The 22,749-nt window shown below is 67.0% G+C and carries 26 protein-coding genes and 1 riboswitch; of the genes, 11 read left to right on the top strand and 15 right to left on the bottom strand.

The window, feature by feature from the left end; translation table 11 throughout:
* The first annotated feature begins 69 nt into the window (after positions 1–69).
* Positions 70–1,230 (top strand): MFS transporter, encoded by a 1,161-nt coding sequence (locus KEC55_RS03850; RefSeq protein ID WP_282506812.1) that lies wholly within the window; start codon positions 70–72, stop codon positions 1,228–1,230.
* A gap of 165 nt (positions 1,231–1,395) precedes the next feature.
* On the opposite strand, the gene fahA is transcribed toward KEC55_RS03850, so the two are convergent.
* Genes fahA through KEC55_RS03825 form a run of 5 tightly spaced genes read right to left on the bottom strand, consistent with a single transcriptional unit; the run spans position 1,396 to position 7,324 of the window.
* Positions 1,396–2,700, bottom strand: a complete 1,305-nt coding sequence (gene fahA / locus KEC55_RS03845) for a fumarylacetoacetase (RefSeq protein WP_282506811.1) — start codon at positions 2,698–2,700, stop codon at positions 1,396–1,398.
* On the bottom strand, positions 2,697–4,031 hold the full coding sequence (hmgA, locus tag KEC55_RS03840; protein WP_282506810.1) for a homogentisate 1,2-dioxygenase: 1,335 nt from the start codon (positions 4,029–4,031) through the stop codon (positions 2,697–2,699). The genes fahA and hmgA overlap by 4 nt, the downstream gene beginning before the upstream one ends.
* A gap of 15 nt (positions 4,032–4,046) precedes the next feature.
* A complete protein-coding gene (locus KEC55_RS03835) occupies positions 4,047–5,408 on the bottom strand; it encodes an MFS transporter (protein WP_282506809.1) in 1,362 nt (453 codons plus the stop codon).
* The gene (locus KEC55_RS03830) at positions 5,405–5,635 is read right to left on the bottom strand and encodes a DUF2783 domain-containing protein (protein WP_282506808.1); all 231 of its coding nucleotides are present in this window, start codon (positions 5,633–5,635) and stop codon (positions 5,405–5,407) included. The genes KEC55_RS03835 and KEC55_RS03830 overlap by 4 nt, the downstream gene beginning before the upstream one ends.
* A 27-nt stretch (positions 5,636–5,662) precedes the next feature.
* Positions 5,663–7,324 (bottom strand): FAD-dependent oxidoreductase, encoded by a 1,662-nt coding sequence (locus KEC55_RS03825; protein ID WP_282506807.1) that lies wholly within the window; start codon positions 7,322–7,324, stop codon positions 5,663–5,665.
* Positions 7,325–7,676: 352 nt separating this feature from the next.
* On the opposite strand from KEC55_RS03825, the gene KEC55_RS03820 reads away from it, so the two are divergent.
* Positions 7,677–8,480 carry an EAL domain-containing protein gene (locus KEC55_RS03820; RefSeq protein ID WP_282506806.1) on the top strand — a complete coding sequence of 268 codons (804 nt, stop codon included), beginning with the start codon at positions 7,677–7,679 and terminating at the stop codon, positions 8,478–8,480.
* A 286-nt stretch (positions 8,481–8,766) separates the two neighbouring features.
* On the opposite strand, the gene KEC55_RS03815 is transcribed toward KEC55_RS03820, so the two are convergent.
* Both KEC55_RS03815 and KEC55_RS03810 read right to left on the bottom strand, forming a co-directional pair.
* On the bottom strand, positions 8,767–9,177 hold the full coding sequence (locus tag KEC55_RS03815; protein ID WP_282506805.1) for a GFA family protein: 411 nt from the start codon (positions 9,175–9,177) through the stop codon (positions 8,767–8,769).
* 139 nt (positions 9,178–9,316) lie between these two features.
* On the bottom strand, positions 9,317–10,108 hold the full coding sequence (locus KEC55_RS03810; RefSeq protein ID WP_282506804.1) for an IclR family transcriptional regulator: 792 nt from the start codon (positions 10,106–10,108) through the stop codon (positions 9,317–9,319).
* A gap of 115 nt (positions 10,109–10,223) precedes the next feature.
* Between KEC55_RS03810 and KEC55_RS03805 the strand changes: the two genes are divergently transcribed.
* A complete protein-coding gene (locus tag KEC55_RS03805; RefSeq protein WP_282506803.1) occupies positions 10,224–11,411 on the top strand; it encodes an acyl-CoA dehydrogenase in 1,188 nt (395 codons plus the stop codon).
* A gap of 122 nt (positions 11,412–11,533) precedes the next feature.
* On the opposite strand, the gene KEC55_RS03800 is transcribed toward KEC55_RS03805, so the two are convergent.
* The gene (locus tag KEC55_RS03800) at positions 11,534–12,172 is read right to left on the bottom strand and encodes a peroxiredoxin (protein WP_282506802.1); all 639 of its coding nucleotides are present in this window, start codon (positions 12,170–12,172) and stop codon (positions 11,534–11,536) included.
* 318 nt (positions 12,173–12,490) lie between these two features.
* Here KEC55_RS03800 and KEC55_RS03795 point away from each other — a divergent pair, with 318 nt between their 5' ends.
* From KEC55_RS03795 to KEC55_RS03785, 3 genes are all read left to right on the top strand, one after another.
* Positions 12,491–12,793 carry a DUF883 family protein gene (locus KEC55_RS03795; RefSeq protein ID WP_006494044.1) on the top strand — a complete coding sequence of 101 codons (303 nt, stop codon included), beginning with the start codon at positions 12,491–12,493 and terminating at the stop codon, positions 12,791–12,793.
* A 123-nt stretch (positions 12,794–12,916) separates the two neighbouring features.
* The gene (locus KEC55_RS03790; protein ID WP_282506801.1) at positions 12,917–13,306 is read left to right on the top strand and encodes a phage holin family protein; all 390 of its coding nucleotides are present in this window, start codon (positions 12,917–12,919) and stop codon (positions 13,304–13,306) included.
* A 43-nt stretch (positions 13,307–13,349) separates the two neighbouring features.
* On the top strand, positions 13,350–13,793 hold the full coding sequence (locus KEC55_RS03785; protein WP_176049469.1) for a DUF3318 domain-containing protein: 444 nt from the start codon (positions 13,350–13,352) through the stop codon (positions 13,791–13,793).
* Between the two features lie 54 nt (positions 13,794–13,847).
* Here the strand turns inward: KEC55_RS03785 and KEC55_RS03780 are convergent, their stop codons facing one another.
* The 7 genes from KEC55_RS03780 to glyA form a co-directional block, all read right to left on the bottom strand.
* Positions 13,848–14,294, bottom strand: coding sequence for a type IV pilin protein (locus tag KEC55_RS03780; RefSeq protein ID WP_282506800.1), 447 nt, complete (start codon positions 14,292–14,294; stop codon positions 13,848–13,850).
* Positions 14,291–14,815, bottom strand: a complete 525-nt coding sequence (locus KEC55_RS03775; protein ID WP_282506799.1) for a hypothetical protein — start codon at positions 14,813–14,815, stop codon at positions 14,291–14,293. The genes KEC55_RS03780 and KEC55_RS03775 overlap by 4 nt, the downstream gene beginning before the upstream one ends.
* Positions 14,816–14,961: 146 nt before the next feature.
* Positions 14,962–15,801, bottom strand: coding sequence for a PilW family protein (locus KEC55_RS03770; RefSeq protein WP_282506798.1), 840 nt, complete (start codon positions 15,799–15,801; stop codon positions 14,962–14,964).
* Entirely contained in the window at positions 15,785–16,186 is a 402-nt protein-coding gene (locus tag KEC55_RS03765; protein ID WP_282506797.1) for a type IV pilus modification PilV family protein, read from the bottom strand. The genes KEC55_RS03770 and KEC55_RS03765 overlap by 17 nt, the downstream gene beginning before the upstream one ends.
* Positions 16,187–16,191: 5 nt before the next feature.
* The gene (locus KEC55_RS03760) at positions 16,192–16,722 is read right to left on the bottom strand and encodes a GspH/FimT family pseudopilin (protein WP_282506796.1); all 531 of its coding nucleotides are present in this window, start codon (positions 16,720–16,722) and stop codon (positions 16,192–16,194) included.
* A gap of 186 nt (positions 16,723–16,908) precedes the next feature.
* Entirely contained in the window at positions 16,909–17,388 is a 480-nt protein-coding gene (nrdR, locus tag KEC55_RS03755) for a transcriptional regulator NrdR (protein ID WP_006476792.1), read from the bottom strand.
* Between the two features lie 6 nt (positions 17,389–17,394).
* Positions 17,395–18,642, bottom strand: a complete 1,248-nt coding sequence (gene glyA / locus KEC55_RS03750; RefSeq protein ID WP_166956970.1) for a serine hydroxymethyltransferase — start codon at positions 18,640–18,642, stop codon at positions 17,395–17,397.
* A gap of 137 nt (positions 18,643–18,779) precedes the next feature.
* Positions 18,780–18,881: riboswitch (ZMP/ZTP riboswitch) on the bottom strand.
* 180 nt (positions 18,882–19,061) lie between these two features.
* On the opposite strand from glyA, the gene KEC55_RS03745 reads away from it, so the two are divergent.
* The 5 genes from KEC55_RS03745 to tolA all read left to right on the top strand — a co-directional run bounded on the left by KEC55_RS03745 (position 19,062) and on the right by tolA (position 22,707).
* On the top strand, positions 19,062–19,808 hold the full coding sequence (locus KEC55_RS03745; RefSeq protein WP_176050595.1) for an SDR family NAD(P)-dependent oxidoreductase: 747 nt from the start codon (positions 19,062–19,064) through the stop codon (positions 19,806–19,808).
* Positions 19,809–19,907: 99 nt separating this feature from the next.
* Positions 19,908–20,393, top strand: a complete 486-nt coding sequence (ybgC, locus tag KEC55_RS03740; RefSeq protein WP_282506795.1) for a tol-pal system-associated acyl-CoA thioesterase — start codon at positions 19,908–19,910, stop codon at positions 20,391–20,393.
* A gap of 130 nt (positions 20,394–20,523) precedes the next feature.
* Positions 20,524–21,201, top strand: a complete 678-nt coding sequence (gene tolQ / locus KEC55_RS03735; protein ID WP_021157170.1) for a protein TolQ — start codon at positions 20,524–20,526, stop codon at positions 21,199–21,201.
* 10 nt (positions 21,202–21,211) lie between these two features.
* The gene (gene tolR, locus KEC55_RS03730) at positions 21,212–21,661 is read left to right on the top strand and encodes a protein TolR (RefSeq protein ID WP_124449291.1); all 450 of its coding nucleotides are present in this window, start codon (positions 21,212–21,214) and stop codon (positions 21,659–21,661) included.
* Positions 21,658–22,707, top strand: a complete 1,050-nt coding sequence (gene tolA, locus KEC55_RS03725; protein WP_282506794.1) for a cell envelope integrity protein TolA — start codon at positions 21,658–21,660, stop codon at positions 22,705–22,707. Before tolR ends, tolA begins: the two co-directional genes overlap by 4 nt.
* Positions 22,708–22,749: the final 42 nt, after the last annotated feature.

The following is a 22,749-nucleotide window of genomic DNA, read 5'->3' as shown; positions in this document are numbered from 1 at the left end:
TACACAACCCCATTCGATCCTGATGGCCTTCATGGACCTTTCAAGGTCCGCGGTGTAGCATCCCGGCCGATGAAAGCCATTCTGAATCGCGATTTTCTCGCGCTGATCCTGAGCGTCGCGGTCGTCGGCCTCGGGACCGGCGCCACGCTGCCGCTCACCGCACTCGCGCTGACTGAAGCCGGTCACGGCACCAACGTCGTCGGCATGCTGACGGCAGCGCAGGCCCTCGGCGGCCTCGCGATCGTCCCGTTCGTCACCGCGCTCGCGCGGCATATCGGCTCACGCCGCGCGATCGTCGTGTCGGTCGTGCTGCTCGCCGCCGCCACCGCGCTGATGCAGTTCACGTCGAACCTGATCCTGTGGGGCGTGCTGCGCGTGCTGTGCGGCGCCGCGCTGATGCTGCTGTTCACGATCGGCGAAGCGTGGGTCAACCAGCTCGCCGATGATTCGACGCGCGGCCGCGTCGTTGCGATCTATGCAACCAATTTCACGCTGTTCCAGATGGCGGGCCCCGTCCTCGTGAGCCAGATCGCCGGCGCGACGAGCATCCGCTTCGCGCTGTGCGGCGCGCTGTTCCTGCTCGCGCTGCCGACGCTCGCGACGATCCGGCGCGCGCCGCTCGCCGGCGACGACGCGCATCACGAAGCGCACGGCCGCTGGCTCGATATCCTGCCGCGGATGCCCGCGCTGATCATCGGCACCGGCTTCTTCGCGCTGTTCGATACGCTCGCGCTGTCGCTGCTGCCGCTCTACGCGATGGATCACGGCGTCGCGAGCGCGACCGCCGTGCTGCTCGCGTCGATCATGCTGTTCGGCGATACCGCGATGCAGTTCCCGATCGGCTGGCTCGCGGACAAGCTGGGCCGCGAACGCGTGCACCTCGGCGCCGGCTGGATCGTGCTGGCCGGCCTGCCGCTGCTGCCGTTCGTCATCGCGAATCCGTGGCTATGCTGGCCGCTGCTGTTCGTGCTCGGCGCGGCGGCCGGCAGCATCTACACGTTGTCGCTGGTCGCATGCGGCGAACGCTTCCGCGGCGCGGCGCTCGTCACCGCGAGCTCGCTCGTGTCGGCATCGTGGAGCGCCGCGAGCTTCGGCGGCCCGCTGGTGGCCGGTGCGTTGATGGAGCAACTGGGCAGCAATGCGCTGGTCGGCGTGCTGGTCGTCTGCGTCGCCGCGTTCGTTGCGGCCGCGCTGTGGGAACGCCGCACCGCGTTGCAACGCGCAGTCTGATATCGGCGCTGTCGCGGACGCAAGCATTAACGCTAGTACGCAGCATCACACATCGACGCACACGCGCCCCCGCCCCCGCCCCCGCCAGCAAAAACGAAAACGGCCCGCGCAATGCGGGCCGCCCTGTCCTTCCGGACTACCTGCTACGTGTCGCGCTACGATCCGTCACGCATTCCGCGCCGGCAGGATCGTCCCCGCACATGTGCCGAAGCCGACGCGATAGCCGTCGCCCTGGCACCACCCGGCGAGCGTGAGCTCGTCACCGTCCTCGATGAACGCACGGCTGCCGCCGCCCTTCAGCGCGAGCGGCTCCTTGCCGTTCCACGTCAATTCGAGCAGGCTGCCGAACGAATCCTTGGTCGGCCCGCTGATCGTGCCCGAACCCATCAGGTCGCCCACGCGCGTGTTGCAGCCCGCGACAGTGTGATGCGCGAGCTGCTGCGCCATCGTCCAGTACATGTGCTTGTAGTTCGTACGGCAGATCGACGTCGCTTCGGCCGCGCCTTCGGCACGCAGCGTTACTTCGAGCGCGATGTCGAACGCGTGCTTGCCCGCGTGCTGCAGATATGCGAGCGGCTGCGGCGATTGCTCCGGCTGCGCGGTGCGGAACGGTTCGAGCGCATCGAGCGTGACGATCCAGGGCGAGATCGTCGTCGCGAAGGTCTTCGCGTTGAACGGGCCGAGCGGCACGTATTCCCACTGCTGGATGTCGCGCGCGCTCCAGTCGTTCAGCAGCACCATCCCGAAGATATGCGCTTCCGCGTCCTCGCACGCGATCGGCTCGCCGAGCGCGTTGCCCTGCCCGACGATGAAGCCCGTCTCCAGTTCGATGTCGAGCTTGCGGCAGGCACCGAACACCGGGCGCTCCTGGTCGGGCAGCTTCAGCTGCCCGTTCGGGCGCCGCACCGGCGTGCCGCTCACGACCACCGACGACGCACGGCCGTTGTAGCCGATCGGCATCTCCAGCCAGTTCGGCAACAGCGCATTCTTCGGATCACGGAACATTGAACCGACGTTGGTTGCATGTTCCTTCGACGAGTAGAAATCGGTGTAGCCGGGAATCTCGACCGGCAGATGCAGCGTCGCGTCGCGCTGCGCGACGAGCACCTGTGCGCGCAGCGCCGCATCGTCACGCAGCGTCGCGTTGTCGCGCGAAAACAGGTCGGACAGTTGCACGCGCACGCTGCGCCATGCGTCGCGGCCAAGCGCGATGAACGCGTTGAGCGTCGGCGTGGCGAACACGTCGGCGCCGGCCGGCAGCGTCACGAGGCCCGCACGCGCGAGCGCCGCGAGATCGACGATCTGGTCGCCGAGCGCGACGCCGGCACGGCGCGCCGCCTGCTTCGCATCGCTGAAGATCCCGAACGGCAGGTTCTGGATCGGGAAATCGCAGGCGGGATCGTTCGCGGTGTCGATCCAGCTCTTGCGAGCCGGGTCGAGCGTCGCGCGCCAGTCTTGGGTATCGCTCATCGTTGCTCCGGATTGAAGTGTTTCTTGATGCCTTGCCAGCATTCGAAGTAGTCGGCCTGCAGCTGCGCGGTGTCGAGCGCATAGCGCGTCGGCCGGATCAGCGTGCGGGTTTCGAACATGAATGCCATCGTCGCGTCGACCTTGTGCGGCTTGCTCGTATCGCTCGCGGACGCCTTCTCGAACGTGTCCGCGTCGGGCCCGTGGCCCGACATGCAGTTGTGCAGGCTCGCGCCGCCCGGCACGAAGCCTTCGGCCTTCGCGTCGTACGCGCCGTGCACGAGCCCCATGAATTCGCTCGCGACGTTGCGGTGGAACCACGGCGGGCGGAACGTATCCTCGGCCGCGAGCCAGCGCGGCGGGAAGATCACGAAGTCGATCGTGTCGACGCCCGGCGTGTCGCTCTGCGACTGCAGCACGAGGAAGATCGACGGATCGGGATGGTCGAAGCTGATCGAGCCGATCGTGTTGAACAGGCGCAGGTCGTATTTGTACGGCGCATAGTTGCCGTGCCAAGCAACGACGTCGAGCGGCGAATGGCCGATGTCCGCACGCCACAGACGGCCGTTCAGCTTCGCGATCAGCTCGAACGCGCCTTCGCGGTCTTCGTACGCGGCCTGCGGCGTCAGGAAATCGCGCGGGTTCGCAAGGCCGTTCGAGCCGATCGGGCCGAGGTCCGGCAAGCGCAGTTGCGCGCCGAAGTTTTCGCAGATGTAGCCGCGTGCGTCGCCGTCCGGCAGCGTGACGGAAAAACGCACGCCGCGCGGGATCACCGCGATCTCGAACGGCTCGACGTCGACGCGGCCGAATTCGGTCGCGATGAACAGCCGCCCCTGCTGCGGCACGATCAGCAGTTCGCCGTCCGCGCTGTAGAAGAAGCGGTCCTGCATCGAGCGGTTCGCCGCGTACAGGTGGATCGCACAACCGTTCATCGCGGCGGCCGAGCCGTTGCCGGCCATCGTCACGAGCCCGTCGACGAAATCGGTCGGCTCGACCGGCATCGGCAGCGGATCCCAACGCAGCTGGTTCGGCGGCGTCGGCGGCACATCGGCCGAATCGCCGAATTCCGACACGAGCCGCTGCGGGCCCGCGTACGGCTCGAACGGCCGGTGCACGGCGGCCGGGCGGATGCGATACAGCCACGAGCGGCGGTTGTGGCCGCGCGGCGCGGTAAACGCGGTGCCCGACAGTTGCTCCGCATACAGTCCGTACGGCGCGCGCTGCGGCGAGTTGCGGCCGTGCGGCAGCGCGCCGGGCAATGCCTCGGTCGCGAATTCGTTCGCGAAACCGCTCAGGTAGCCGGCGGTCGCCGGTTTCGACAGGTCAAGCGTCATCGTTTCCTTTCTCCATCAATTCAGGGCGGCGTTAGGCGCCTGCGCGCCGTTGCGCCGCGTCACACCGGCCAGCCCGAGGACGAACAGCGCCGAGCACAGCACGGGCACCGCGGCCGCGTGGAACAGCGCGCCATTCGACCAGTTGAGCGCAATCAGTTGTCCGCCGACGAGCGGCCCGAGCACCGAGCCGATCCGGCCGATGCCGAGGCTCCAGCCGATGCCCGTCGAGCGCAGCGACGTCGGGTAATACTGGCCCGCGAGCGCGTTCACGGCCGGCTGCCCGCCGACCACGCAGAATCCACCCGCGAACACGACGGCCAGCAGCCACGGCAGCGCATGCGCGACCGAGCCGATCAGCCCCACCGACACGGCTGCGCACGCGAAGCACACGAACAGCACGCGCACGAAGCCGTAACGTTCGATGAACCAGCCGAGCGACAGCGTGCCGACCACGCCGCCCGTCTGCAGCACCGTGCCGACGATCACCGCGGTGCCTGGCGAATAGCCGGCGTCGCGCATCACGGTCGGCAGCCAGTTCGACAGGAAATACAGATCGATCAGGTTCATGAAGCTGATCGCCCACAACAGCAGCGTGACCGGCAGGCGGCCGTGGCTGAACAGTTCGGCGACCGGCGCACCGCTCGCCGCACGCTCGCGCACGACGATGCGCGTGTTCGCGTCGATACCGGCTTGCGGCGCGAATTGCGCGAGCCAGTCGCGTGCCTGCGCGACGCGCCCTTTCAGCACCAGGAACTGCAGCGACTCGGGCAGCCGCGCGACCATCGCGATCGTCAACACGAGCGGCACCACGCCGCCGACGAAGAACACCGAGCGCCAGCCGAATGCCGGAATCAGCGCGGCGCTGATGAAGCCGCCGATCGCCGCGCCGAGCGTGAAGCCGCACGACACCATCATCATCCGCTTCACACGATGCGCGGCCGGGCTGAACTCGCCGACCAGCGCCATCGCATTCGGCATGATGCAGCCGAGGCCGAGGCCAGTGACGAAGCGCAGCGCCATCAGCACGGGAATCGAACCTGCGAACGGCGTCGCGAGCATCGTCACCGCGAAGAACAGCGTCGAGCCGATCAGCACCGGGCGCCGCCCGATCCGGTCGGCCAGCACCGACAGCCCGAGCGCGCCGAGCAGCATCCCGAACAGGCTCGCGCTGAACACCGGGCCGAGCGCCTGCTTCGGCACGCCCCATTCGGCGATCACGCTGGGCGCCACGTAGCCCATCGCCTGTGCATCGAAACCGTCGATCACGAGGCACAGCCCGCACAACACGAGCAGCATCCAGTGAAAGCCCGGGCGGTGGGTCTCGTCGATCACGCGCTCGACTTCGAGCACGCGCGCGTCGGCCGGCGCCGCGCTCATTGCGCCACCTCGCCGGCCGGATGCACGGGCGGCGTCACGCCCTGGCGCGCGAGCGCCATTGCTTCACGCAGCACGCCGGCGTCGCCGATCTGGTTCGCGAGCAGCAGGATCAGCTTCGCGTTGACGAGCTGGCTGTCGCTGTCGGACAGGTCGCGATGCATGTCGATCAGCGCTTCGTAGAACGCGTCGGGGTCAGCCAGGCGCGGGCGGGTGTCGAGTGAGGGCATGACGGGTCTCCGGTGTCTTTATCGTATTCAGCGTGCGCAGGTCGCGCGTGCCAGCGCGTCGGCGATCGCCTGACGGTCGAGCGTGCGCGTGCGTGCGCAGACATGCTGATCGGGACGCAGCAGGTAAAACGTGCCCGGCTGCGCGTCGTAGCGTTGCGCGGCGAGGCCGTCGACGTCCTCCACGACGTCAACGCCGGCCACCGGCCGCGCGTGCCCGGCCGGCACGACGAGTACGGGCCGCACCGGCAGCGCGAGGCCGTTGACGGCCGTGGCAAGCGCGGCCGCATCGCCCGGCAACCCGAACAGCACGCCGGTGAAGCCGTCGCGCAGACGCTGCAGCAGCCAGCCCGACGCACCCTGTACGCGTACCGGCGCATCGGCCGCCGCCGCGCCCGGCCGCATCGCGCAAGCAAATGCGTCGCCGCTGCGATCGGGCGTGTTCAACGGCGAATCGGCCAGCACCGCCGGCACCGACAGGCGGCCGCTGTTCACGAGCTTGCGCGCGAACTCGCAGTCGCGCGCGAGCTTCAGCGTCGCGTCGCGGAACACGCGCGACACCGCGCTCTTCGGCGTGATGAAGTCGGTCGAGCGCGTCGAGTTGCGGATGTTCTCGTCGGCCGCGAACTCGCGCTCGCTCGCATACGTGTCGAGCAGGCTGTCGGCCGAGCGGCCGTCGAGCACGAGCTTCAGCTTCCATGCAAGGTTGTCCGCATCCTGCACGCCGCTGTTCGCGCCGCGCGCGCCGAACGGCGACACGCCGTGCGCGGAGTCGCCCGCGAACAGCACGCGGCCGTGGCGGAACGTGTCCATTCGCTGGCAGCGGAACGTATAGACGCTCACCCATTCGAGTTCGAACTCGACATCCGGCCCGAGCAGCGCGCGTACGCGCGGGATCACGCGCTCCGGCTGCTTCTCGGCGACGGGGTCGGCGTCCCAGCCGAGCTGGAAGTCGATGCGCCACACGTTATCGGGCTGGCGATGCAGCAGCACCGACTGATTGCGGTGGAACGGCGGATCGAACCAGAACCAGCGCTCGGTCGGAAACTCCGCCTTCATCTTCACGTCGGCGATCAGGAAGCGGTCCTTGAACGTGCGGCCGTGGCTTTCGAGGCCCATCATCGTGCGCATCGGGCTGCGCGAACCATCGGCCGCGATCACGTACCGCGCGTGCAGCGTCGCGACGCCGTCCGGTGTCTCGATCGTCAGCACCGCGTGTTCGGCCGACTGCTCGATGCCCGTCACCTTGTGCTTCCAGCGGATGTCGATGTTCGGCAGTTCGAATGCGCGGTCGGCCAGGTAGCCTTCGACGTAGTACTGCTGCAGGTTGATGAACGCGGGACGCGCGTGCCCTTCCTCCGGCAGCAGGTCGAACGCATACAGCTGCTCGCCCTGCAGGAACACCTTGCCGACGTGCCAGCTCACGCCCTTGTCGACGAAGCGTTCGCCGCAGCCGAGCCGGTCGAAGATCTCGAGCGTGCGTTTCGCGAAACAGATCGCGCGCGAACCGGTCGACAGCGTGTCGTCGTCGTCGAGCAGCACGACGGGCACGCCCTGCTGCGCGAGGTCGATCGCGGCCGCGAGGCCCACCGGGCCCGCGCCGACGACGATCACCGGGTGGACGGCCGCGTCATGCGCGCGAGCGCGGTACTCGAACTTCAGCGTCTGGTAATCGATGCTCATGGTCGCCATCCGCTCCTCAACCCTGCCGTGCGTGCACCGGCACGCCCGTCGTTCCATTCGTCTCCTGCCGGCGCGCCTGCCCGCCTGTCCTGTCACCCGCCACGTCTCGCTCCTTGCTTCCTGTTGATTCGTGAACGGCGCCGTCTCGCGGCGCCCGCATGCCGCATTTCTTGATCGGCGACAAATCTTGGATTTACGAATAGTAAAACCAATTACGAATAGTGAAATCAACGTAAACCCTAGGCAAGCGTGCCCGGACGGGATAACCATATGAGCGAAACGCCAAGCCGAGCTTGGCGCGCGCTGCTAATATCGAGATACGAGGCGGCCCGTTCGGCCGCCGTTTTTCCTTCTTACGCCGATGATTCCGCCCACCATTCCCGAGCTGGTCGCCCGTGCCGGGCAACTGCCGTATCTGCGGGATCACCTCGCGCTTGCCGAAGGCGGCACCGCGAGCGCGAGTCTGCCCGAGCGCACGCTCGGCAGCGCCTACGAACCGATCTACGACGTGACGATGCCCGGCGTGCCGCAGTCGACGTCGTTCGCCGACGCGATCGAGCGCTACGGCGACGAGCTCGGCTTCCAGGCCGTCACCGTCGTCACGGGAGCGCCGCACGATCCGGTCGATTCGGCCATCGACGACCAAACGCTGGTCGCGATCGACCGCCTGTCACGCGCGCTGCATGCGATCAACTTTTTCGGCGCGCAGCGCCATGGGCTGCTGTTCCTGCGCGTGCACGAACGGCTGCTGAAGAGCGTGAAGTACGATCACGGCAAGCATTTCTCGTCGGTGCTGCAACGCTTCGGGCTGCCGCCCGAGCGGATCGTGATCGAGCTGCCGGCGGTCGCGGTCGCGCACAAGACGTTCCTCGGCTACCTGACGCGCAGCTATCAGCATCACGGCTTCAAGGTCGCCGACAAGCTGCCCGATCCGGGCCGCATCCTCGCGGTCGAATCGGACATGGCGCGCCCCGACTTCATCAAGATGGATGCGGGCATCGCGTTGCGCGACGGGATGGTCAAGGCGCTCGTCGCCTATGCGCAGCGCGTGCGGATTCCGTTGATCTTCGACGGCGTCGTCGACGAGACGCAGTGCGAGCTGCTGCGCCAGCACGACGTGCGGTTCATGCAAGGGCCCGTGTTTGCAAAGGTCGTGACGGCCTGAAGGAATCGAATCGACGGCGTGCACGAAGCGGCACGCCGGATGGCGGGATCGGGTGTCAGCCGCTGATGGAATTGGGGGGCGGGTCAGGCTTCGCGAAGCGCAGCCCGGCGTGCACAGGGTTCCTGCCGAACGTGCGGCAACCCTCGTCACGCGCTTTCTTCGCTATCGAGTGCCGACGCTCGAGGCTCTTCCACCATCGTCGTACCCGGGCAGTTCGTCACCGCCCACGACGCCCGGGAGACGAGCGCCATGCACGCACTTCCACGTCTTCCCTGCTGACGAACGCCTACGGTCTTCCACCGTCGTCGTACCTGGGCAGATCGTCATCGAACTCGACGCCCGGGAAGCGATCGCCATACCAGACGTGCCAGGCCGGACGCAGCCGCGACGGCTCGTCGAGCGTCGCCGAGTTGATCTCGACCGTTTCCGGGGCGTCGGTCAGCCGGAATTCGAGTTGCGCGCCGCAGTGTCCGCAGAAACGCCGTTCGCCCCACGCGCTCGACGCGTAGACGGTCGGCTCGCCTTGCAGGTATTCGAATGCATCGATCGGCACCGATGCCGATGCGACGACCGCCGCGCCGGTCGTGCGCTGGCAGAGCCGGCAATGGCAGAAACCGGCGTCGGTCGGAACGCCGGCAATCCGGTAGCGAATCGCGCCGCATGCGCAACCGCCTTCCATCGTTTCCGGGTGGGACATCGCGAACCTCGTCGTCAGGAAGCCGGTGAACGATGATGAGCGACGTTCGTTCCGGTTGCAATGGATGGCAACGGCGCTGCTCCCGCAGGCACCTGCGCCACGCAGTGCGCGGCGGCGACCATTGCCGCGCGCGCCGCGCTCAGGCCGTCTGCCCGAGCCGTTGCGCGAGCGCCTTCAGCTTCGGCCCGATCTGCGTGCGAAACACCGCCTCGTCCATCGACGACGCGGGACCGCTGCAGCTCAGGATCAGCCAGCGTCCCTCGCGCGGCTCACGAAACGGCACGGCCGCCGCGTTCACGTCCATGTGCCACGCGCGGAACGAATAACAGCAACCACCCGCCGAAAACTCGGCCACCGCCTGCTGCGCGCCGGCGACGAGCGCATCGGCGTCAGACGCGCCGCCGGCCGCGCGGTGCAGCTCCGCATAGAGCGCGCGGCGCACGTCCTCAGGCTGCACGGCCAGGTACGCACGCCCCATCGAGCTCGTCAGCATCGACAGCCGCGAACCGGGCGCGAGCCCGAGCGTCAGCGCCGTCTCGCTGCGGATCGTCTCCAGATAGATCATGTCGAGCCCGTCGCGGCAGCCGAGCGACACGGCCGCGCCGATCTCGCGCGCGAGCGCCTGCATGTGCGGCCGCGCAAGGTCGATCGTCCCCGAACCCGACAGCAGCGCGTAGCCGAGCGACAGCACGCCGGCGTCGAGCGCATACTTTCCGAGCGTCTCGTCGTAGCGCAGGTAGCCCAGCACGGTCAGCGTATAGGCGAGCCGATTCACGGTCGCCTTCGGCAACCCCGTGCGTTCCGCAAAATCGCGGTTGCCGAGCATCGTCTCGCCGGGCCGGAATGCGCGCAGCAGGTCGAGCCCGCGCGCGAGCGCGACGACGAACTTGCGCTCGTCGATCGTGGTTTCGTCGATGGTTGAAAGAGTCATCTGGTGCTACACTGGGTTCGATTTGCAAAACATTGTTCCGCACAGCGGAACTACAGTCAAGCGAACTTTTGGCATGGGGCCCGGCTGGAAGACCGGACCAACTGGAGATGAAACGATGACCGCTGCAACTTTTCATTGGGACGATCCGCTGCTGCTCGACCAGCAACTGACCGAAGAAGAGCGGATGATCCGCGATGCGGCGCAGGCTTACGCACAGGACAAGCTCGCGCCGCGCGTCACCGAGGCGTTCCGCCACGAGCGCACCGACGCGGCCATCTTTCGCGAGATGGGCGAAATCGGCCTGCTCGGCCCGACGATTCCCGAGGAATACGGCGGCCCCGGCCTCAATTACGTCAGCTACGGACTGATCGCGCGCGAAGTCGAGCGCGTCGATTCGGGCTACCGATCGATGATGTCCGTGCAGTCGTCGCTCGTGATGGTGCCGATCTACGAATTCGGCTCGGACGCGCAGAAGCAGAAATACCTGCCGAAGCTCGCGACCGGCGAATGGATCGGCTGCTTCGGCCTGACCGAGCCGAACCACGGCTCCGATCCGGGCAGCATGGTCACGCGCGCGAAGAAGGTGCCCGGCGGCTATTCGCTGTCCGGCGCGAAGATGTGGATCACGAACTCGCCGATCGCCGACGTGTTCGTCGTGTGGGCAAAGCTCGAAGAGAACGGCAAGGACGCGATCCGCGGCTTCATTCTCGAGAAGGGCTGGAAGGGCCTGTCGGCGCCCGCGATCCACGGCAAGGTCGGGCTGCGCGCGTCGATCACCGGCGAGATCGTCCTCGACGAGGCGTTCGTGCCGGAAGAGAACCTGATGCCGAACGTGAGCGGCCTGCGCGGCCCGTTCACGTGCCTGAACTCGGCACGCTACGGGATCGCGTGGGGCGCGCTCGGCGCCGCCGAGTCCTGCTGGCACACCGCGCGCCAGTACGTGCTCGACCGCCAGCAGTTCGGCCGGCCGCTCGCCGCGAACCAGCTGATCCAGAAGAAGCTCGCCGACATGCAGACCGAAATCACGCTCGGCCTGCAAGGCGTGCTGCGCCTCGGCCGGATGAAGGACGAAGGCACGGCGGCCGTCGAGATCACGTCGATCATGAAGCGCAATTCGTGCGGCAAGGCGCTCGACATCGCCCGCCTCGCGCGCGACATGCTCGGCGGCAACGGCATCTCCGATGAATTCGGCGTCGCACGCCACCTCGTGAACCTCGAAGTGGTCAACACGTACGAAGGCACGCACGACATCCACGCGCTGATCCTCGGCCGCGCGCAGACGGGCATCCAGGCATTTTTCTGATCATCCGGATGTGATGCACGCGGCAGCGATGCCGCGTGTGCGCCGCCAAGCAAACGGCCCGCCCGGCATCACTGCCGGGCGGGCCGTTGTTCATCGGAACCGCGGTTCCGGGCCGCCGATGCTTACTTGTTCGGCTGCGGCGTCAGGCGCAGATACGGACGCACCGCGTTGAAGCCCTTCGGGAAACGCTTCTTCAGCTCTTCCGGATCCTGCAGCGACGGCACGATCACGACGTCGTCGCCATCCTTCCAGTTGCCGGGCGTCGCGACCTTGTAGTTGTCGGTCAGCTGCAGCGAGTCGATCACGCGCAGCACTTCGTCGAAGTTGCGTCCCGTGCTGGCCGGATAAGTGATCGTGAGCCGCACTTTCTTGTTCGGGTCGATCACGAACAGCGAGCGCACCGTCAGCGTTTCGTTCGCGTTCGGGTGGATCATGTCGTACAGCTGCGAAACCTTGCGGTCCGCATCGGCGATGATCGGGAAGCCGACGACCGTCGACTGCGTTTCGTTGATGTCGTTGATCCAGCCCTTGTGCGATTCGACACCGTCGACCGACAGCGCGATCACCTTCACGTTGCGCTTCTCGAATTCGCCCTTCAGCTTCGAGGTGAGTCCCAGTTCCGTCGTGCACACCGGCGTGTAGTCGGCCGGATGGGAGAACAGGACGCCCCAGCCGTTGCCGAGCCACTCGTGAAACTTGATGGTGCCCAGGCTCGATTCCTGCTCGAAATCCGGTGCGATGTCGCCAAGACGCAGACTCATGATGTTCCCTCCTCGAACGATGCTGGTTGAAACCGCGCGCTGGACGGCGCGGGAAAGTTCATCAGCTTACGGGAAGCAATGGGTCGTGCGAACGAATATTCCGTTTGATATTCATACTTTTTTGTCATTTTTACCCGGCGTCGGGGCGGGACGGACGGCCACGCGGGAAACTTTTCACCTCGTTTGCCGCTCTGTTCATGATTACAAGTCGTTTACCATGCAGTCTTGCACTGCCGCCGCGTGTGTTCCCGGCTCGCCAGCAGGCAGGGGTTTCGCTAGGATGTGAACCTGCAGCATGACAGCACGAAGGGAGTTGCAATGTCGGAAATCAACAAGGAGAAACTGATGTCGGATATCAAAACCGTTCTCTCGGACGCCGAAGACCTGCTCAAGCAAGCAGCGAGCAGCACGGGCGACCGTGCGGCCGAGCTGCGCGAGAAGGCGATGTCGCGCCTGAAGCAGGCCAAGGAAAAGGCAGCCGACGTCCAGGTCGTGGTGGTCGAGAAAGGCAAGAAGGCCGCACGTGCGACCGACGACTATGTGCACGAGCACCCGTGGACGTCGATCGGCGTGGCCGCCGGCGTCGGCGTGCTGATCGGCCTGCTGATCAACCGCAAGTAACGCGCTCTGCGCCGTTTCGTCCCGCGGGCCGCGTCGCGCGGCCCGCGGGCGTCGAAGCCAGCCGGCGGTTTCCGCCGGCCGGCTTTGTCCTAGCTGCTCACTGCACGCGCACGCACCTCATCCATGACGACAGACACCACCTCGCAGCCGTCCGGCCAAGGACCGCTGCGCCGCCTCGTCGGCTCCGCGATCGGACTTCTGCAGACGCGCCTCGAACTGGTGGGCATCGAGCTTGCCGAGGAGAAGGAGCGCCTGATGGGCGTGCTGTTCCTCGGGCTCGCCGCGATGATGCTCGCGACGATGGCGCTCATCAGCCTGACCGTGCTCATCGCGATCGCGTTCTGGGATACCTATCGCTGGCAGTCGCTCGCGGCCATCACCGCACTGTATGCCGCGGGCGGCATCGTGTGCGCGTTGAAGGCACGTTCGGGCCTGCGCGATGCGCCGACCGTGTTCGAGGCGACGCTCGCCGAACTCGAGAAAGACCGCGAACTGTTCCGCAGCAAGCCGTGAGCGCAATCGCGCTCACGCCTCCCACCTACTTCGCCGACGCGCCATGAGCCAGAACGTTACGGGCAATTCACCCCGCTCCCATTCGTCGCGATCGAACTGGAGCGCATCGCAGCATCGCGCGCTCCGCAAGGAATTGCTGATCCTGCGATCCGAAGTCGAGCGGCTCGAACTCGCGGAAGCCGCCGGCGAGATGCGCCAGGCCGTCACGCGCTTCAGCTGGCTCAAGGTTTTCATCCCCGGCCTTTCCACCAACAAGTTCGGCCAGTCCGCCAGGAACCTGAACGCGAGCCTCGGCAATCTCGTCAACCAGTACCCGATGCTGAGTTCGCTCGCGTCGCTCGTGCTGGCGAAACCCGTTCGCTCGCTGCTGCGCGCGAGCGCGGGCCCCGCACTCAAGTGGGGCACGCTCGGCTTCGCCGCGTGGGAGGTCTACCGGATCTGGAAGCAATCCCGCAACGAGCGTGGGCTCGACTCGCACGACGACTGACCGTCGACTTCCCGCGCGCACGGCCCCGCGCCGTTGCGCGCCTTTCCTGCGTACTCAACGCACACCCCAGCACGCCGTGCCCGGTTCGTCGGCGCCATCGCGCCGCACGTTGCCTTTCGTCCCGACCGAATCCAGCGTGAAGGTACCGCATGCATCGTCGTGCATCGGGCCCGTGTCGAGCGGGCTTGCATCCAGTTCGTAGCTCACCGGCGAATCGTCGCCACCCGGCCGCCGCAACGTCAATCGGTAGACGGCACGCCCGTCCGGCGGTGCCTGAGCCAGCATGTCCGGCAATGCCGAAGGCGGTGAACCATCCTGCGTTTCGAGATACTGGGCCGCACGATACAGCGCGGAAACCGCCGACGCGCGATGAACGCGCGCGACATGCTCGCGATACGACGGGATGCCCCATCCGGCCAGCACCGCGACGATCGCGAGTACGATCATCAGCTCGATCAACGTGAACCCGGTCGATCGGAATACAGAGATACGGCCGTTCATTGAGGCGCTGCCGCGACGCGACGCCAGCGCAGCGCGAGGACACGTTCGTCGCTTATCGCAACCTGGTGCTGCAGCCAGACTGCACTCGATGTGTGCGCACCGACGCCACGCGCGGTAACGAGATAAGCGCGGCTACCGGGCGGCGCTGCCCCGCGCCACGCCTCGATCAGGCATCGCGGCGGCTGCGTGGCCATCGGCCATCCGGCGAAGGGCACGAATGCTTCCGCTGCCGCGAGCGGCGGCATGCGCCGCCAGGTGTCGGGCTCCGCGAGCGATGCACGCTCGCTCACATAGGGCGCCGAGCCACGGAGCAATCGCGCGGTGCACGCCGCCAGCGCGGCATCGGCTGCATGGAATGCGATCAGCCGATCGGACAGCGCGCGTGTGCGACGCGATTCCGTCAGCGCGGCTTCGAACCACGCGCCTGTCAGCGCTGCAATGGCCGCACCGACCGCGATGACTGCCGGCAATGCGAGACCCGCGTCGCGACGCCAGGCGCGGCGTGCCGACCGGAAGCGCATGCGCGATTCGTGCGGGTTCGTCGACAGGGCGCTCGCGCACGCAGCCTGCTGCGGTTCGTCGCCGCTTGCGGCGACGGGCCCATGCGCGTTGCCTGCTGCAACGCATCGCGATATTGATATTGCCCACGCGTACCGAACTGCTCCGCTCATCGCAACGCCTCACGCGTGCGCGCTGCATCAGGCAACGTCGCGTCGAAGCCGGGCGCAGCATTCCTCAACGCGATGATGCGATCGAGCGTCAAACGTGCGCGGCCGTCTCGGGCAACGGCAGCACGACCGTCGCAGTCGACATGGCTGGCAGGCTCGCGCATCAGTTCGCCGCGCGCCCGCACGCAGACATGCACGGCCACGACATCGCGCCAGTCGTCGGCGCGCATCGCATCGGCGTCGACAAACTGCGCGCCGCCGCGACGCAAATAGCGCACGCGCAATTGATCGACGCCCGACACGACGGGCTGCGGCGTACCCGGACGGCCGCTCCCTTCGCAATACAGCTCGGGCTCGCCCGTCGACGGACTGACATGCGCGTCGAAGCGGTTCTCCACCTGCGGCTGTTCGCCGGGCGCGCCGACACCTTGCCCGAGACAGTCCGACACTTGGCCGCTCACCGTCGACCACGTCGACACGGTGTCGCCAACATACCGGACCAGCAGCGCGTCCGACGCGGCGCGCACGGACTCGCACCGCACCCGTGCACCTTCGCCCCGCACACGCGCCATCGAACAGCCGAACACGGGCGGCAACGATGACGCGCCGTCCGTATCGAGCGGCCGGAACCCCGCCATCTGGATCTGCTGGCCGATCAGCATCAGCGCGGTGCCTGCCGCATCGCGCATCCTGAATCCGTCTTCCGCACGCCGTTGCGCAATGCGCTGCGCGTGATAGAGCGCGCCTGCCGCCGCGAGCACGAGGAGACCGACGGTCATCGCAATCAGCACTTCGAGCAGCGTGTGTGCGCGCATACGGCGATCAGCGTGCATCGGCATCAGCCTCCCGAAACGGAATCCGGACGCACGTGGGCGGCTGCGCCGTCACGCCTGCGGCTTCGCATCGCAGCGACGCCGGCGCCTTGCCGCTGCGCCAGCCGACGACCGCGTAGCGGACGCCTCCCGGCCCGGCGTCGAGCGTCATCGTGCCGCCGGGCAGCGACACGGCCGCCAGCGCCGCGAGGCCATCGTCTGCCCCTGCACCTGCGTGCAAGCGCTCGATACGTGCATCGGCCAGCCACAGCGCTCGTTCGCGCCAGATCGTCGCCCGCTGAGCGCGCGCCATCGCGAGCTGGCTGCCGGCGACGGCCAGCATCACGGTCGCGAGCAGCGCAATCGCCAGCGTCGCCTCGATCAGCGACGTGCCGCGCATCGCGTTGCGCATCGCGATCACGCCGAGCCGCAGCGGCCGGCGACGACCCGCGCCCGGCCGCCTGCCGCAATCCGCACGCAACGCGATGCGCGTGCGTCGTCCGCGCCGGACACGCCGCGCCGCGGACGCAATTCGAAACGCCGGATTCCGCCGATGGCCTGACCGGCCGGCGGTGCAAAAGCCAGATCGTGCGCGGCGCCCGCGACGGCCACTTCGGCATCGCGCGGATAGCGTCGCAGTACGCGTGACTGCCCGTCGACCTGCCCGCTGACGATCCAGTCGCACGACCATTCGGCCGCATCGCACCGCTCGCCGGCACGCAGGCAGGTGCCGTCGTTCCTGGCGCGGCACAGCGTGACACGCGTGCCGAGACGCGTCGCCTCGGTACGCGCAAACGACAGCGCGCCGAGCAACGCACGCGAGCGTGCATCCACGCGCTCACGCATGCGCCACTGGTCGAACGCGGGCGCCGCGTAAAGCGCGAGCCCGGCCGCCAGCGAAAGCGCGACCATCAGCTCGACGAGCGTGAACCCGCCCGAGCGTCGCATTGGATTTTTCAAGGGTTGAGCGTGTTGTCCCATCGCCGTCGTCCTCTACCAGGGTGAGGCGACGACTGTAGCGATGCGTACGGACTCGCGCCATTTGCCGAACGGCCGACTGGCGGGATGCGATCGCGACCGACACAATCGGCGCGAACTGAACCAACGGAGAAGACGATGAACGGACGCAGCGCGTCAGCGCTTACGCGGGGTCTTGGCGGGAGAGGCGCGACGGAACTCTTCAATCACGTCGGCAAATTCGGACACGTCCTCGAACCGGCGATACACCGATGCGAAGCGGACATAAGCGATCGTATCGAGGCCGCGCAACTCGTTCATCACGAGTTCGCCGAGCTTCTCGCTACGCACTTCGCGCTCGCCTGTCGCGAGCAGTTGATACTCGATGCGGGCGACCGCCGCGTCGATCGCGTCGGCAGCAACCGGCCGCTTGCGCAGCGCGAGTTGCATGCTGGCGACGATCTTGCGACGGTCGAATTCCGTGCGGCTGCCGTCCTTCTTCACGACGAACGGCAGGGACAGCTCGACCCGCTCGTACGTCGTGAAGCGCTTGTCGCAAGCCGAGCAGCGACGGCGCCGGCGAATCGCGGCGCCATCTTCGGACACGCGCGAGTCTACGACCTGCGTGTCGTCATGCCGGCAGAACGGGCAGCGCATCGTCGATCAGCGATAGACCGGGAAACGCTTGGTCAGCTCGGCGACCTGCGCGCGCACGCGCTCGATCGTCGCTGCATCTTCCGGGTTGTCCAGCACGTCCGCGATCAGGTTACCCACCTGTTCCGCTTCTGCCGGACCGAACCCGCGCGTCGTCATCGCCGGCGAACCCAGGCGCACGCCGCTCGTCACGAACGGCTTTTCCGGATCGTTCGGGATCGCGTTCTTGTTCACCGTGATGTGCGCCGCGCCGAGTGCCGCTTCCGCTGCCTTACCCGTGATGTTCTTCGCGCGCAGGTCCACCAGCATCACGTGGCTTTCGGTGCGGCCCGACACGATCCGCAACCCGCGCTTCACCAGCGTTTCAGCCAGCACGCGTGCGTTCTCGACCACCTTCTCCTGGTACGACTTGAACTCCGGCGACAGCGCTTCCTTGAACGCCACTGCCTTGCCCGCAATCACGTGCATCAGCGGGCCGCCCTGGATCCCCGGGAAGATCGCCGAGTTGATCGGCTTCTCGTACTCGGCCTTCATCAGGATCACGCCGCCGCGCGGGCCGCGCAGGCTCTTGTGCGTCGTCGTCGTCACGAAGTCCGCGTGCGGCACCGGGTTCGGGTACACGCCGGCCGCGATCAGGCCCGCGTAGTGCGCCATGTCGACCATCAGGTACGCGCCCACCGACTTCGCGATCTTCGCGAGACGCTCGAAATCGATCTTCAGCGAGAATGCCGACGCGCCCGCGACGATCAGCTTCGGCTTGTGTTCCTGCGCGAGCTTCTCGGCTGCTTCGTAGTCGATGTCTTCGTTTTCGTTCAGGCCGTAGCTCACGACGTTGAACCACTTGCCCGACATGTTCACCGGCGAGCCGTGCGTCAGGTGGCCGCCATGCGCGAGGCTCATGCCCATGATCGTGTCGCCCGGCTTGAGCATCGCGAAGAACACGCCCTGGTTCGCCTGCGAACCCGAGTTCGGCTGCACGTTCGCCGCTTCCGCGCCGAACAGCTGCTTCACGCGGTCGATCGCGAGTTGCTCGACGACGTCGACATACTCGCAGCCGCCGTAGTAGCGCTTGCCCGGATAACCTTCCGCGTACTTGTTCGTGAGCTGCGAGCCCTGTGCGGCCATCACGGCCGGGCTCGTGTAGTTTTCCGACGCGATCAGCTCGATGTGATCTTCCTGGCGGCGGTTTTCCTGCTCGATCGCGGCAAAGATTTCGGGATCGACGTTCGCGATGGTGCTTTGGGCTCTGTCAAACATACGGTTTCCGTTAAGTGTGTACAGGTTGACCGGAGCGGCCGAGTACGGTGCGCTGCTGGCGGGACCAGCTCGACGTGGCGGAAGAATCCGTATGACGCGAGGCAGGACAGCCACCGGCGATGCACGCGACGGCGCACAACGGCTGCCCAGGCGAACGGCAAAAACGGCGCCCCGCGCTTCACGGTGGGATGCTCCACCTTGAACCCGAACGGGTTCTATCGCCAGTCACGCAGGGGTGATGAGCGCGTTAGTGTATTGGATGCGTCATGAATAGGCAACCGCACGGCAGTGCGCCGGAAGTAATTGGGGCCAGACTCTACGCGCCCGTGCCGAAACGCTTTGCCGCCTTGCCGCGGTGCGGCAATCTCAGTAGGCTTGCGGGATATCACCCGCTATTTTGTCATCGACCAGGAGCAGCAATGATCGTGTTCGTCACAGGCGCGTCCGCCGGCTTCGGCGCCGCCATCGCCCGTGCCTTCGTCAAAGGAGGCCACCGCGTCGTCGCGACCGCGCGCCGCAAGGACCGTCTCGATGCACTCGCCGCCGAACTCGGCGACGCCCTTCTGCCGTTCGAGCTCGACGTGCGCGACCGCGCGGCCGTCGAGGCCGTGCCGGCCGCCCTGCCCGCCGAATTCGCGGCACTCGACGTGCTCGTCAACAACGCCGGCCTCGCGCTCGGCGTCGAGCCAGCCCAAAAGGCCAGCCTCGACGAATGGCACACGATGATCGACACGAATTGCACGGGCCTCGTCACGGTCACGCACGCGTTGCTGCCCGGCATGATCGCGCGCGGCCGCGGCCATATCTTCAATCTCGGCTCGGTCGCGGGTTCGTACCCTTATGCAGGCGGCAACGTCTACGGCGCAACCAAGGCTTTCGTCAGACAATTCAGCCTGAACCTGCGCGCCGATCTGCTCGGCACGCCGTTGCGCGTGACCGACATCGAGCCGGGCCTGTGTGGCGGTACCGAGTTCTCGAACGTCCGCTATCGCGGCGACGACGAGAAGGCGGCCAACGTCTACAACAACGTCCAGCCGCTGATGCCCGAGGACATCGCCGATACGATCTACTGGATCGCGACGCGCCCGGCACACGTCAACGTCAACACGATCGAGCTGATGCCGATCGCGCAAGCCCCCGGCGGCCCGACCGTCCACCGCGGCTGAAGCCCCGCGGGCCCGGCCCCGGGCCGGCCCGCGGTGTGCTACGGCATACTACATTCCGTTACGAATCGGTTACGAATCGGCTCCCTGCCTTCCGGTAGAATGCGCGCCATGACTCAGCCTACCCGCTCCCCGGAAGCGCCTTCCGGCTTCACCTGGCCGGTGCGCGTGTACTACGAGGATACCGACGCAGGCGGCATCGTCTTCTATGCCAACTACCTGAAGTTCTTCGAGCGCGCCCGCACTGAGTGGTTGCGTGCGTGCGGCATCGATCAGCGCCAGCTCGCCGACGATACCGGCGCGATCTTCATCGTCCGCAGCACGTCGCTCGACTACCGCGCGCCGGCGCGACTCGACGATACGCTGGCGATCACGAGCCGGCCCGGACGCATCGGCCGCGCCTCGGTGGAATTCACGCAGGAAGCCTGGTGTGGCAACACGCTGCTCGTAGCCGGGAACATTCGCCTCGGCTGCGTCGACCGTAACGGTATCCGGCCCGCGGCCATCCCGCCGGCCGTGCTCGACGCGCTGCAACGCGGGCCCGTCATCGATGCCGGGCACACTCCACTGTCAACGAAGCTCGCATGAGCGCCGTTTAGACAAAGCCTATGAACTTGCCGTTCTGATTCGATACTAAGCAAGGTTCGGCGTCAGGCATGGCCGGCGCGCCGCGCCGCATGCATACCGGGCGCCCCGAAGGGCCGTTACTCAAACCTCTATGAACACTTCTCAAGACCTGTCGATCATTTCCCTCGTCCTCAACGCGAGCGTGCTGGCCCAGGCCGTGATGGGACTGCTGCTGTTGCTGTCGCTGATGTCGTGGACCTTCATCTTCCGCAAGTGGTTCGCGATCCGCCGCGCACGCGCGCAGACCGAGCGCTTCGAGAAGGATTTCTGGTCGGGCGGCGACCTGCAGGCGCTGTACCAGAGCGCGGCCAACAACCGCCACACGATCGGCGCGCTCGAACGGATCTTCGAATCGGGGATGCGCGAATTCCTGAAGGCGAAGGAAAAACGCATCAGCGATCCGGGCCTCGTGCTCGACGGTGCACGCCGCGCGATGCGCGCGTCGTTCCAGCGTGAAATGGATGTGCTCGAAGCCAACCTTGCATTCCTCGCGTCGGTCGGCTCGGTCAGCCCGTACATCGGCCTGTTCGGCACGGTCTGGGGGATCATGAACTCGTTCCGCGGCCTCGCGAACGTGCAGCAGGCCACGCTCGCGAACGTCGCACCGGGCATCGCCGAGGCGCTCGTCGCCACCGCGATCGGTCTGTTCGCCGCGATTCCAGCCGTGGTCGCGTACAACCGCTACGCGCACGACATCGACCGCCTCGCGATTCGCTTCGAGACCTTCATCGAAGAGTTCTCGAACATCCTGCAGCGTCAGGCCCAGTAAGGAGCGCGCCATGGCAGGAAGTCCCATCCGATCCAGCATGCGCGGCGGCCGCTCGCGCCGTGCAATGGCCGACATCAACGTCGTGCCGTACATCGACGTGATGCTGGTGCTGCTCGTGATCTTCATGGTCACCGCACCGCTCGTCGCCCCGTCGATCATCAACCTGCCGACCGTCGGTAACGCCGCGCCGCAGGAGCAGACGCCGCCCGTCGTCGTCAATATCAAGGCCGACCGCACGATGAGCGTCAAGTACAAGGGCGACTCGGGCTCGACCCAGGAAGACACGATGACGAAGGCCGAGCTCGACAGCTTCATCTCGGCCCGGCAGGCCGATCACCCTGACCAGCCGGTCGTGATCGCAGCCGACAAGACCGTGCAGTACGATGCCGTCATGACCGTGATGTCGGATCTGAAGGCGCGCGGCGTCAAGCGCGTCGGCCTCCTCGTCAAATCGCAATGAACCGGCAGCAATCCACGCGCAGCTCCGCCTACCCGCCTCAGCCTCCCCGCGAGCGCGGCACTTGGCGCGCGTTCGCGCTCGCCGCGCTGATGCACGTGCTGCTCGCGCTGTTCCTCTATCACGGCGTGCAGTGGCAGAACAGCACGCCGGCCGGCGCCGAAGCCGAGCTGTGGACCGAGGTGCCCGACGTCGCCGCGCCGCGGCCCGTCGTGACGCCACCCTCGAAGGTCGCGCCGCCCCCTCCCCCGGTGCGCGACGAGCAGGCCGACATCGCGCTGCAGCAGAAGAAGCGGCAGCAGGAAGCGGCCGCGCGCGAAGCGCTGCTCGATCAGCAGCGCCGCGCGCAGCAACTGAAGGCCCAGCAGGAAGACGAAGCCCGGCGCGCGCAGCTCGCGGCGCAGCAGGCCGCCACGCTGGCCGCGCAGAAGGCCGCTGAACGCGACAAGCAGAAGCAGGCCGACAAGCTCAAGCAACAGCAGCTCGCCGAGCAGCAGAAGCTCGAACAGCAGAAGCTCCAGCAGCAGAAGCAGGCGCAGCTCGAAGCGCAGCAGGCGGCGAAGGCGAAGGCCGACGCGGCCGCGAAGGCCAAGGCGGAAGCGCAGGCCAAGGCGAAGGCCGAAGCCACGGCGCGGGCGAAAGCCAGTGCGGCGGCGAACGCGAAGCTCGACCGCGAGCGCAACGCGCGTCTCGCACAGATGCAGGGCCTGTCCGGCGCCGGTGAAGGCGGCGGCGAAGGCCTCGCGAAAAGCGGCACGGGCACGGGTTCCGGCGGTAATGCCGCGACGCCCGGCTATGCCGACAAGGTGCGCCGCCGTGTCAAACCGAACATCGTTTGGGGCGGCGAGCGAGCAGGCCTGACCACCGTCGTCAAGATTCGGTGCACGCCGTCCGGTGACGTATTGAGCGCATCGGTTTCCCGCTCGAGCGGGAATTCGGGGTGGGATCAAGCCGTGGTCAATGCGATCCACGCATCGGTCCCGTTGCCGCCCGATTCTAACGGTCGTACCCCGTCGGACATTACGATTACCTTCAAGGCCGCGGAGTGAAAGGAAATGCGCTTACACTCCGGGCGTCGCTGTCAGACGGGA

It is taken from the genome of Burkholderia cepacia, from assembly GCF_029962485.1.
Classification (GTDB): domain Bacteria; phylum Pseudomonadota; class Gammaproteobacteria; order Burkholderiales; family Burkholderiaceae; genus Burkholderia.
This window is presented reverse-complemented; position numbering and strand designations above follow the sequence as displayed.